This window comes from Knoellia sp. B-D-2 (assembly GCF_057714695.1).
The window spans coordinates 2011894-2023533 of record NZ_CM173189.1 but is presented as its reverse complement, the minus strand read 5'-3'; the positions used below and the strand labels follow the sequence as shown (position 1 = coordinate 2023533).

Below are 11640 nucleotides of genomic sequence, written 5' to 3'. Positions count from 1 at the left end.
CGCCCAGCATGCGGCGCTGAGACGCACCTGGGACTGCTGACGATTTGATTGACACTTCGGGTGTGGTGGTTCAGGCCGCATTCGTCGGCCAGTAGATGGTCTCAAACTCGACCGGGGTGGTCTTGCCGAGGGAGCGTTGTCGGCGCCGGCGATGGTAGGTCCGTTCGATCCAGGTGACGATCGCGAGCCGGAGCTCGGCGCGGGTGGTCCACCGGCGGCTGTTGAGGACGTTCTTCTGCAGGAGAGCGAAGAAGCTCTCCATGGCGGCATTGTCGGCGCTGGAGGCGACCCGGCCCATCGACCCGACCAGGCCGTGGTGGTGCAGCGCTGCAATGTAGGGCCGGGAGCGGAACTGGCTGCCCCGGTCGGCATGGACGATGCAGCCACCCACATCAGCGGGGCCGCGGCGGGTAACGGCCATCTCGAGGGCATCGACCGCCAACGCTGACGGCATCCGGTCGCCGATGGAGTAGCCGACGATCCGGCGCGACCACACGTCCTTGACCGCGCAAAGGTACAGCTTGCCCTCACTGGTGGGGTGCTCGGTGATGTCGGTGAGCCACAACCGGTTCGGGCCGGGCGCGGTGAAGTCCCGTTCGACGAGGTCGTCGTGGACCGGCGGTCCGGGCTTCTTCCACCGGCCGCGTGTGCGGGCGTGCGCGGACACGATCCGCGCTTGGGAGCAGATCTTCCACACCCGCCGCTCGGACACCAGGTGCCCAGCGGCGGCGAGTTCGTCGGCGATGAACCGATACCCAAACCCCGGGTCGTCGGCATGCACGTCGAACGCGGCGTTCATCGCATACGCGTCGACCAGATCACGCGCACTGACCGGGTTGGCCTGCCAGGCATAGAACGCTTGCCGGGAGAAGCCCAGCAGCCCGCAGGTCACCGCGACGGGAATGCCGTCGACGGCAAGGTCCTGGACCAGCGGGTACGTCATTTTGGGGACTGGCCCAGCCTCAGGTTCGCCTGCGACAGGTACGCCGCCGCACGCCGTAGGACCTCGTTCTCCTGCTCCAAGAGCCGATTGCGTCGACGAAGGTCTTTGACCTCGTCGGACTCGGCCTTGGACACGCCGGGACGCTGACCGTCCTCGACATCGGCTTGATGGAGCCAGTTCCGCAGACACGACTCGGAGATCCCGAAGTCCTTGGCCACTTGCGCGATCGGAGCCTCGCCACGACGGGCGACCGCGATGACGTCCTCACGGAACTCTCTGGGGTGGGCAGCTGGCATGTCGACATCCTTCCAGCGGGGACCTCATGTCCCCACAGATCAGGTGTCAACCAAACCTTCAGCAGTCCCCCTCGAGTTGCACTGTCTTGCCGATGGTTGGATGTTCGCGGTCAGGCCGAGTACAGGATCTTGATGTGGCTGTAGCGGCGATCCGGACGCACCAACGACTAGGACGAGACATCAAGTCGGCTCGTGTGCCACGGTCCGTCCCATGGCAAAACGAGACTACGAAAAGGCCGCCCAGCGCTTCCTGTTCGCCGCTCGGCGGGCGACCAAGGGGCTGAAGCTTCAGAAGGAGCGGATCGAGTGGGAGGCGAAGAACGCACCCGAGATCCTGCCTGCCTCTGAGATTAAGGTGCGTGTCCTCGACAGCGACAAGTCAACCGACATCGATTACTACATCTACGAGTTGGCTCGCCTCGAGGACATCGGCAAGTCGGTGATCAAGGTGTTCGGCAAGCCGCCCGAGCTCGTCGATGCTCAAGCGACGTTCGACCAAGCCATCCCGCGCCTACGCAAGGCGCGAAACCCCCTCACGCATCCAAACGACAACGACGAGATGGAGGGCTTCATGTGGTTCTCGTCCCTCGTCCTGGACGACGGCTACGGAAACCCGCAGGCTCTCGTCGACCCGCGGTACGGACAACATGACGCTGCCATGGCCTACAGCAAGGCGCTCACCGACTACCTCAGTGGCGTGATCCAGCAGGCGATTGAAGACGACCCACCGCAGTCCCTAGCCAAGCAGATCGATGAGCGCAACGCCCGGTGGCGAGAAGAGGGGCGTCTTCCTCCGGAGTGATCGGCCACGCGTACGGACCGCTCGCAGTCCTGCGCTCGCGTAGACGTCCAGGCAAGCCGCTGCTGCAAGGGTGTCCGCGTGCTGAGGCTCTCTCCTTGTGTTGTAGAGGTCGTATTCAAAGACGTCGAGTGCGTCGATCAACGACAGGAGGGCGCGTGGACACCGCAAAGCCTGTCTGGGAGCGGGCACGGCTTAGCCAGCCTGAGTTCGATCGTGCTATCGAGCTCCTCGTCGAGATGGAGATCGGCGAGAGCCACATCGTGCTTCCACGGCTCCTCGCCTTCCCTCCTTGGGCCCCGGCGACTGCTGCGCTCATCCCGCTGGCTGGAGCCGCGCCAGGAGTTCGGCTTGTTCCACGCCGGCCTCCTCGATCCGGCCAACCAACTCAGGGTCCTCGCGCCTTGCCGTCACGTAAACGTCGACAGCGGCGCGCAACTGATCTGCCAGCGTCCAGTCATCCAGAAGCGCCAGACCTGTGAAGTAATCGACACTCGTGCTGTCGAGCCGGAACGTGACCGACTTCTCGGACGCAGCATCACGCGCGGGCCGCGGTGCCACCTGATCCATATCCTCAGGCCTCTCGTCGACCGGCTCGACTTGCCTCCCCGAGCGAGCCTCAAGCAACGGAGTGAACTGGGCCTGGAAGCGGGCTACCGCACGATGAGCGCGGGCCTCCAGCGCGGGATCGGACAGTCGCAAGTCCACGTAAAGCTCACTCGCCTGGCGGATCTGCTCCGCAACGGTTGTCTCGTCGACGATGGCCAACGCCGTGAGAAGGGTTAGGCGCTGATCATCGAGGCGGACGGTGACGGGCCGCTCTGTGCGATTCGATATCTCCCGGCTGCCACCGGGCCGTCGCGACGCAATGTTGCGCACCTTCGTCATGGAAATCTGCCTTCCTAGAGGTCATAGCACTCGGCACCGCCCCGGCTGGTTCGCCAGTCCAACGTGGGTGGCGGACGTCCGCGTCGGGCCGACGATGTAGAGAACATAGCAGGAGCGTATCTCAGATACATGATTATGGGGTACGCTGAGGCACGACCTCACACAGGAGGACGACTCCCCACAGCCGAGGAGCCGACATGAGCAAGTCCACCAGTCCGCCACCCGGGCCCGACAACCCCCCCCTCCGACTTAACCAGCTCCTCCTGCAGACCGGTCTAGCGCAGCACCGCTGCTTGGCCGAGGTCATGGCCCTCGACCTAGACCGCAAGACGATGCACGTACTCGATCTCGACGATGAGCAATACACCAGGATGATGCCGGCACACGACCGGATCGTGGCCATCCGCCGGCTTCTCTCCAAAGCTGGAGGAAAGCGCGAGAGTGACTTCGGTCTCGCCCAGACGGCACTCGACCGGCTCGCCCACGTGATCATGGCCGATGCTCTGAAGGAAGTCCTGCCGGGATCGCTCGTGGCAGGTGAAGAGGCGACCGAACGTGACTGGGACCTCGTCGCCCAAGCTCCAGAGGGCACCTTTGTGTGGATCCTAGACGCGATCGATGGCAGCGGGCCGCAGGACACTGTGGGTTTCGGGTACTCGTCGAACGTCCTTCTGTACCGCAAGCGCAAGCACAGCGCTGCCAAGCCGGTCATGAGCGTTGTCGTGTCGGGCTCCTCTCAGATGTTGGGTTGGATCAGTCCTGGCACCGTCGGGGCAGCACACCTCAACCACGTGGACCCTGACACGGGAAGACCGACGCTCATCGAACTGCTTGAACCGCTGGCCGATGAGGACGCCGTCCGGCCCAACTGGGTCGCCGTCGTTGGTGCGCAGCCAGATGCGCGCCAGTTGCTCATGCCTCTCTATGTCGACAAGACCCTGACCGTTCAGAACCTCGGCGGCGCACCCGCGATGCCAGGTCTCCTCACGGGCCGACTCGCGGCACTGGTGGTCCCTTCCCGCCAGACCCGCCACGATGCTGCACCGCTCCTCGCTCTGGCGTCTGGGCAGGGTCTCCACTTCGTCGACATCTGGTCCGGTCGCTTCTTCACGGACCTCGAGGTCCGCCTATTCTTCGACGGCATCGAGCGCCCGAGCCTGGACAGCAAGCAGAACCCCTTGTACAAGCCGGTGCCCGAGATGATCGTCGCGCGAAACGCGATGCTCGCCCTCGAGCTTGCGCGCATGCTCCGACACCACTGGCAGCTCGTGAAGGGCCGCGACTCGAGCCAACCGTGAACCGAGGACATCACGGACCCCGACACTGCCGGGTTCGTGCCGGGTCGCTGTCCCGCCACCGCGGCGAAGGAGGCGCACGAGCTCGCCCATGGCATTGAGGTCCTGCGTGCGCACGTGCAGGGACAGGCTCGTCCGACGGTGCGATGTGCTCGGCGGTTGGCGTTTGCAGACACGGGAAGGTGAGCCTATGCACGAACAGTTCGAGGTGAGAGATGGGCGGCCCTGGGGCAGGGACTACGACGAGGAAGTCATCCCTTTGTTGGGGACGGCCTGAAGGTCCACATTTTTCGACCTGTGTCTCTTTCGTTGTGTCAGCCCTGCCCTGCGCAGGCCTGCGAGGCGGAATGACGTACTTATGGGGTGCGGCGCAGCTGACGCCCGCCGGACTACCCTGCAGGCCATGAGCAACGCAGCTAGCGCGCAGGCAACACGGGAAGAAGAGCTCGCCTTCCTCGCCATGGAGGAGATCCTCGGGGTCGACATCCGGCTCGCGGATGCCGGCGCCGGCAACAAGATGCCTGACGGCACCTGGGTCTACCCCGATGGGCAGGGCCGGCGCGGCATCGTCGAGATCACCTCGCCCCCAGCCGCGGTCCTAATGAAGGAATGGGCGGCGGCGAAGCGGGAGGGGCGACCGCAGAGTGAAAGCGGGTCAATCCCAACGCGCTTCGGCGAGCTCGCGCAAGTGTGCACCGAGATGCTTGGGACGGACTGGGCCTGCGAGAACCTCGATAAGCTTGTGGCGCAACCCGCGGATGAAAGGCACCTGTTCCTCTTCGGGCGCGGCTATGACGTAGAGGACTACTTCTACCGACTCTCCGACACATTCGACGATGCGCAGGCGGAGCACGTCGAGGACCTGGAACTGCCAGAGGGCATCTCGGACGTCTGGTTCCGCGGCCGAGCGCGCCGAGACCCGGAAGGTCGGCAAGGCTCGACGGTGGTCTGGCTCGCTCGATTCCAAGCCGCAGTCGGGTGGCACCGCTACGTGGCAAACATCGAGGAGCAGCAACTGCCGTCCCCCAACGCCGGCATCGTCGACGACCCGGTTCCAGACGGTTGGCGAGAGCCGAAGGACCGATCGATCACGCCCGCCGGCGACTAGGGCCGGTTCGAGCACCCCTTCGTCGCTGCCAGGGGGCAGCCCCGGTGCTCGGTGCGGAGGTCAGGTGCCACATTTCGGCACTCGCGGCGGATGGACGCGACCTTCGTCTCTGGCTGGGCCGCCGGCGATGCTTCGTTCGAACAACAAGAGGGCCGTTCTCTACCAGGCCAACGTGTCCCGGCGGGACTTCGCTGGCCGTGGGCGCCGTTCCTCCGATTGGAGTTCCACGTACAGCCCCGGCATCCGTTTGATCGCGTCCGCCATCAAACGGTGCACATCGTCGTCCAGTAGATACGAAAAGTGGTCGCATTCGATCTGCTCCGAGTGCGACACCCCGGACGTTGCCGACTCGGCGCTGACCACCCGGTCATTTGGCGACTCTTCAAATGCACGCTCGGCAAACCCGTCCAAGAACGCCAGCCCGTAAGTGTCGATTCTGTAGTCATGGCCGACGGAGCCTGCGGCCGCATTGCTAGCGACCTCGAATGCATTCGCCGTGTTCAGGTATGTCGAGGCCGGGGACATGTCCGCGAGGCCGGGTGGGAGTTCCCCTCGGATCATCCAACCAAGTAGGCGCGTCGCAGGGTCGACGACAGGGTTTGACGTGGCCACGCGTAGGGCGCCCATGAGGGCGCGTACACCCAATAGGCCTCTGCGCACACCATCGACGATCGGAGTGCCACCGAACGGCGTGCCGAGTGCCAAGATGTCCGCGGTCACTCCGCCCCGATGCAGAACCTGAGCAGCGTGCCGTGCGACGAGCCCTCCACGCGAGTGAGCAACGAATAGGACGTGAGGCGTTCCCAACCGCTGTACTTCGCTGACGAGTGCTTGCACGTTGGTCGGAATTGGCTGCCAGGAGTCGTGCTCGAAACGGGCCACTGGTGCCATCGGTGCAACCGACTTGACTGCGCTTGCCAATGGCATTCCCGTGCTCATGGTTCCGTGCACGGCAACGACAAGTTTGCCGAGCCTGCCTGGAAAGGGTTTGATGACATCCTCGAGTCGAGGGCATCCGCTGGCCGTGGCATGATCGCGAAATTCCGCAGCGAGCAGGCGCTGATCAGCGAAGGGGTCCGGTCGCGGGGCCCGCGAACTCAGAGGGATTGAGTACAGCAGTCTGCCGACGAGGAGTCCGCCCATCCGGGTGCCTCCGAAGAGTAGGCGATGAGCCCCGCGCGTCTCCGGTGTCGAACCGTCGAAACGGCCGGTGTTCTCGCCGAAGTACAGCCGCCACACCAAGTGCCTCTTGACCACACCACCAACGCTGGACGTCAAGGCCTCACGAATCACCGATTCGTTCTCGAGTTCGTTTGGCCGCGTAGGACGAAAGGCCACTGAGAACCGATCCGTGCCTGGAGGGACGAAAGAAAGGAAGGCCTCGGCGCCAAACACGACTCCAGCACGAGCGATGTCGGCCTCTTCCAAGGTGACCATGGCCGCGCCGTCTGGCAAGAGGGCGTGGCCGCGAAGCCGGAACGGGGAACCAAGCATCTCGCTCAGCGCCTCCTCGGTCGCGTTGAGCCTGCCCAGCGAGGCGGCATCAAGCTTGCCGAGCGGGCTCCAGTCCTCCGGCGCAACCCCGAGGATCAGGTCAGATCGTTCGGCATCCGCTACGGCCGAGTCCAACGAGCCCGGATTGAAGTCGTAGGCCTGCCAAAGTTGGGCCGCGAGGGATCTAACTGCCCCCATATCAGAATGGTGAATGGTGGACCGAGCCCCGACAAGACCCTGATGACCGGACACCAGTATCGGCGGCACGGACACTCTGCGTCCTCCGACAACCGCTGACGTCACGAACACAACTCGACGGTAGCCTCACTAACCAGGCCACGGTGCGGATATCCCCAGGTCTCCCACCCAACACTTCTCGCAACGCGAGTCATCTCGGGGGTACGTCGCCCCTGTGGCACGTCGCCAACCTTGCGCGATGACTACGGTTGAGCGCTCACGCCACCACCAGCCCCCCAGGCGGCGCAGAGACACATGTTGGCGGCCGCGGGCATCGAGAATGTAGGTGTGGTTAGGCCGTCGTTCAAGGGCACGAAGTATTTGTCCGAAAGAGCGTCTTCTGGCGGTCGAAGCTTCAGGCGGCGGCACAGGGCGGATCCCGCACCGATGTCACTCGGCGTAGCCTTCGTACAGGCGGTCAGATGCCACCGCTGAGTGGCCGCCCGTCCGGTGCCCAGGCCCGGGGCCGGCGGTAAAGGGCGAAGGGCGCCAAGCGGGCGGCTCCGGTCCGAAGTCTCGAAGCTGACGGATTAAGAGGGCCGCCTGCCGCCAGCGTGGATCCTCTAGGTCAGTGGCAATAGCCTCAATCGCTTCGTACATGGCCAGTGCCTGCTCTGCACGCTCTTGTCGTTGGGGCTCTACTTCACTCATAGACCAAGTCTGGCGCTCAGCGCTCATTTCCGGGCGTGATATGGAATATGAGCATGGCCGCTGTCGAATCGAGCCAGTCCTCTGCCGCTCTCGAACGATTACGGCTGCTTGGGCGCCGGATAGGCGGCTACTTGACGATTGTCGGTAGGGCCGGTGTCTGGCCAGACTCGGTCCAGGTGTTCGGCTGGAGGCTCTCTTTGCGGCTGCCCACCAGCGTGATGGGTGTGGCTCTCTATCGGTTTGCTCTCCGGTCGGGCACCGTTGCCGGTGCGTGGCTCCAGAGGGGTCTGCCCTGCTCTCAGTAGCAATGCCCGCCCGGCGTCAACCGACCAGCGACGGCGGGAAGGACGAAGCTCATGGCGAAGGTGTTCATCGGGGTCGATCCCCACCGGTTGTCGGCCACGATCGAGGTGGTCGACCGGCACGAGAGGGTCTTGGCGACCGGACGGTTCGCCACGGACAAGGCCGGCTACGCGGCGATGCGCCAACACGTCGCCGGGTACCGGGACCGGGTGTGGGCGGTGGAGGGCAGCAACGGCACCGGCCGCCCGTTGGCGCAGCGGCTCCTCGCGGACGGCGAGCACGTCGTGGACGTGCCGGCGAAGCTCTCGGCGCGGGCGCGTCTGCTCGACACCGGGCACAACCGCAAGACCGACGCGCATGACGCGCACGCGGTGGCGGTGGTCGCGGTCCGCACCAAAGACCTGCGGGTGCTCGCCTATGACGCGGACCTGGAGGTGCTGCGGATGCTGGTCGACCGCCGCGACGAGCTGTCCCGGGCGAAGGTGCAGTGCATCAACCGGCTCCACCGGCTGCTGTCGGAACTGGTTCCGGGACACGGCAAGAAGGACCTGACCGCGTTGCAGGCCAAGGCGATCCTGGCCTCGGCGCGCCCCCGCGACCCAGTCCGCAAGACCCTCAAGCGGCTCGCGCTCGAGCAGCTGGCCGAACTGATGGTGATCGAGAAGAAGATCAAGGCCTCCAGCAAGGAGCTCAAGGCCCTGGTGATCGCCCGCGGCTCGCACCTGATGGACCTGACCGGTGTCGGGCCCGTGGTCGCCGCCCGGATCCTGGCCGACGTCGGGGACGTGGCCCGGTTCGCCGACCGGAACCGGTTCGCGTCCTGGACTGGGACCGCGCCCCTGGACGCCTCCTCCGGGGAGCAGATCCGCCACCGTCTCTCGCGCGCCGGCAACCGCAAGGCCAACCACGTCATCCACATCGCTGCCGTCAACCAGATCCGCCTCGACAGTCCCGGCCGGGCCTACTACCGGCGCAAGCTCGCAGCCGGGAAGACCCCGCTGGAAGCCTTGCGCTGCCTCAAGAGGCGCATCTCCGACGCCCTCTATCGCCAGCTGCGCGCCGACGCCAACACCACCACCAGCGCGCACGTGGACACGGACCCGGGAGGGCACTGCGGGGCGGCACTCATATCCAGCGCGGCCGGCTTGCACCCGCACACCGGCACTTCGGATCAGCCACTCCCGGGACCCGCTCCAACGACGCTACCCGCACCCCGAACGAGGCGGAAGACCACGACGCCAAGGACCCTCCAACCCCGCCCTTGACATCAGAGGGGTGCCGATGTGACGCACCTTGGGACCCATACCTGAAGAGCGGATCGCGCCAGATCTGGGCTTCCCCACTGCACACCCGTTGGAGCTGGGGACGACGTCAGTCGGTGGCTACTACGGTCCCCTGGTGGTAGAGAACGTGCCATCCACGGGCGGCGTCGAGGCGCCAGATGGTGGCTCGGCGGGTGACGCGGCCCGGGCCATGCAGGACGTACGTCAGCAAGTAGGTGTTCTGGCCGAGTTCCCGGAGCTGGTGGTCCTCGGTCCGCCAGTTCTCGACCACCATCTCGTCGACTGCTGTGTCAGCGAGGCGCCGCAGGATGTTCTCCTTCACGGTGTCTCGGTCGTAGACCCGACCTGAGGCGCCAACCTCCCAGAAGTCATCGGCAGCCTCAAGATCGAACGTGTCAGCCGAGTGGACGAGCTGCTGGTGATGAAACAGCGGTTCTCGCGCCACGAGTTCCTCCATGATGGCGTTCATCTCACCGGGCATGGTGCCGACTGTGCTCTAGACGAGCCGGCCTGTCACCACCCGACCCACCCGTACGACGGCATGGTCGGATGGCTCCGCCCCGACAGCGGCATTAGCGGATCTCTCGCGGGTCCCGGCCGGGTTCCGCGTAAGGGTTACAGTCATCTCGGTGGAACGTGGCCAGACGCCGACGCCGACAACCCGTGGAGAGTTGAGGACGAGTTGAAGATCCTGGTGACCGGTGCGACTGGCTATGTCGGGGGCCGATTGGTGCCGCTGCTGCTTGATCGCGGTCACCTCGTGCGCACGACCACGACCAACCCTGACCGCGAGCAGCCATGGTGGGGAAACCGGGTGGAGACCGTCTTGGTGGACGCGCTCGACGCCGACCAGGTCGCGGCAGCCTGCGAGGGCGTCGATGCGGTCTATTACTTGATCCACGGGATGGGAGGCGACAACTTTGTCGAGACCGATCGCAAGGCAGCCACCAACTTCGCCGACGGCGTACGTGTCCACGGCGTCGAGCGGATGGTCTACCTGTCCGGAATCGTGCCAAACGTTCCCGAGGAGGACCTCTCAGAGCACATCGAGTCCCGCCGCGAGGTCGAACGGATCCTGAGCGACACGCCTGCAACCGTGGTCGTCCTACGTGCCGCAGTGCTCCTCGGGAGCGGGTCCACGTCATTCGAGATCATCCGGCAGGTCAGTCAACGAATGCCCGTGCACACCATCCCGACGTGGATGGACTCCATGGTGCAGCCGATCGCACTCGTCGACGCGCTCGAAGCGTTGGTCGGCGCGCTCGACTACAGCGGCCCCCCGCGCCACTTCGACGTGGGCGGGCCCGACAAGTTGCGCTACAGCGCCCTGCTCGACGCCTACACCTCGCACGCGAGGCTCGAACGCACGCAGGTCGACGTGCCGATGTTGCCGACGGCGCTCGTGGGGACACTGGTCGGCAGCCTCACTGACGTGCCCCGCCCTACGGTCGAGGCGCTTGTCGAGAGCCTCCGCCACGACATGGTCGCAGCGGACGACGACTTCCTGGCGATGCTGCTTCCCGGGGGATACCGTCTGGTAGGTCTGGAGGAGGCGTTCCGGCGCTCGCTCGCTCCGGCCGCGACGCGGCCCGAGGACGCAGACCCGATGGGGCCCCTGCCGCAGGACCCGGCCTGGGCCAGCGGCGGCGACGACCGGCACACACTCGCCAAGGTGGTCGACGCGCTCAAGGACGTCCTGCCGCGCGCGTAGTGAGGCGCGCTGGGTCGCTTCATCGGCATCTGAGCGAATCGAAGCCGCCCGCAGACGGCTATCCCGATGTGGGCGCTGTGTGGCGCGTCGCCAAAGGTGGGCACGTGGCATCTTCGGGACGGGTTCGGTCCGCGGAGCACAACCCTGCGGCCAGACGCACCTGGACTCAGTCCTGCCACACTGCCCACATGGCGCTCAACGTTCTCGGCACCCAGCTCGAACCCTGTGGGATGGACCCACTTACCGGCTTCTACCGGGAGGGCGCCTGCAACACCGGCCCGGAGGACGTCGGCAGCCACACCATCTGCGCCGTGGTCACCGGAGAGTTCCTCGCCCACCAGCGTTCGATCGGCAACGACCTGGTGACCCCGGCGCCGCGATACCAGTTTCCCGGGCTGGTTCCCGGCGACCGCTGGTGTGTTACTGCGCGCAACTGGCTGCGGGCCCACGCCGACGGGGTCAGTGCCCCCGTGATCCTCGCCGCCACTCACGAGCGCGCGATAGAGGCCGTCCCCCTCGCGGTTCTGCGGGCCCAAGCTGTCGACGTGCCTAACGACGTCGCCGGCCTCGAGTGACGATGGTTCACGTCGCGATCTGGGCGCTGGTGACAAACGTGTGTCTCACTGCTCCTG

General features: G+C 65.6%; 10 protein-coding genes. 6 read left to right on the top strand and 4 right to left on the bottom strand.

Translation table 11 applies throughout. The annotated features are described in order from the left end of the window. Nucleotides 1-70: 70 nt before the first annotated feature. Nucleotides 71-1239 (bottom strand): IS3 family transposase gene (locus AC3EU2_RS09645; protein ID WP_488176083.1). Its coding sequence is split into 2 segments (ribosomal slippage): nucleotides 71-976 and nucleotides 979-1239, totalling 1167 coding nucleotides; the frame shifts between segments, so codons are not numbered across the junction. Between the two features lie 211 nt (nucleotides 1240-1450). On the opposite strand from AC3EU2_RS09645, the gene AC3EU2_RS09640 reads away from it, so the two are divergent. Further along, on the top strand, nucleotides 1451-2041 hold the full coding sequence (locus AC3EU2_RS09640) for a hypothetical protein (RefSeq protein ID WP_488176082.1): 591 nt from the start codon (nucleotides 1451-1453) through the stop codon (nucleotides 2039-2041). Between the two features lie 312 nt (nucleotides 2042-2353). Here AC3EU2_RS09640 and AC3EU2_RS09635 read toward each other — a convergent pair whose 3' ends face one another. Continuing rightward, nucleotides 2354-2926 carry a hypothetical protein gene (locus AC3EU2_RS09635; protein ID WP_488176081.1) on the bottom strand — a complete coding sequence of 191 codons (573 nt, stop codon included), beginning with the start codon at nucleotides 2924-2926 and terminating at the stop codon, nucleotides 2354-2356. A gap of 197 nt (nucleotides 2927-3123) precedes the next feature. On the opposite strand from AC3EU2_RS09635, the gene AC3EU2_RS09630 reads away from it, so the two are divergent. Both AC3EU2_RS09630 and AC3EU2_RS09625 read left to right on the top strand, forming a co-directional pair. Beyond that, nucleotides 3124-4224, top strand: a complete 1101-nt coding sequence (locus tag AC3EU2_RS09630) for a hypothetical protein (protein WP_488176080.1) — start codon at nucleotides 3124-3126, stop codon at nucleotides 4222-4224. A gap of 400 nt (nucleotides 4225-4624) precedes the next feature. Then, entirely contained in the window at nucleotides 4625-5329 is a 705-nt protein-coding gene (locus tag AC3EU2_RS09625) for a hypothetical protein (RefSeq protein WP_488176079.1), read from the top strand. Nucleotides 5330-5488: 159 nt separating this feature from the next. On the opposite strand, the gene AC3EU2_RS09620 is transcribed toward AC3EU2_RS09625, so the two are convergent. After that, entirely contained in the window at nucleotides 5489-7096 is a 1608-nt protein-coding gene (locus tag AC3EU2_RS09620; protein WP_488176078.1) for an esterase/lipase family protein, read from the bottom strand. A 971-nt stretch (nucleotides 7097-8067) separates the two neighbouring features. Between AC3EU2_RS09620 and AC3EU2_RS09615 the strand changes: the two genes are divergently transcribed. After that, nucleotides 8068-9279, top strand: a complete 1212-nt coding sequence (locus AC3EU2_RS09615; RefSeq protein ID WP_488176077.1) for an IS110 family RNA-guided transposase — start codon at nucleotides 8068-8070, stop codon at nucleotides 9277-9279. 106 nt (nucleotides 9280-9385) lie between these two features. Here AC3EU2_RS09615 and AC3EU2_RS09610 read toward each other — a convergent pair whose 3' ends face one another. Beyond that, complete coding sequence (locus tag AC3EU2_RS09610; protein ID WP_488176076.1) at nucleotides 9386-9778, bottom strand: nuclear transport factor 2 family protein; 393 nt, start codon at nucleotides 9776-9778, stop codon at nucleotides 9386-9388. Nucleotides 9779-9979: 201 nt separating this feature from the next. Here AC3EU2_RS09610 and AC3EU2_RS09605 point away from each other — a divergent pair, with 201 nt between their 5' ends. Continuing rightward, nucleotides 9980-11008 (top strand): NAD(P)H-binding protein, encoded by a 1029-nt coding sequence (locus tag AC3EU2_RS09605; RefSeq protein ID WP_488176075.1) that lies wholly within the window; start codon nucleotides 9980-9982, stop codon nucleotides 11006-11008. 188 nt (nucleotides 11009-11196) lie between these two features. Continuing rightward, nucleotides 11197-11583 carry a DUF2237 family protein gene (locus tag AC3EU2_RS09600; protein ID WP_488176074.1) on the top strand — a complete coding sequence of 129 codons (387 nt, stop codon included), beginning with the start codon at nucleotides 11197-11199 and terminating at the stop codon, nucleotides 11581-11583. Nucleotides 11584-11640: the final 57 nt, after the last annotated feature.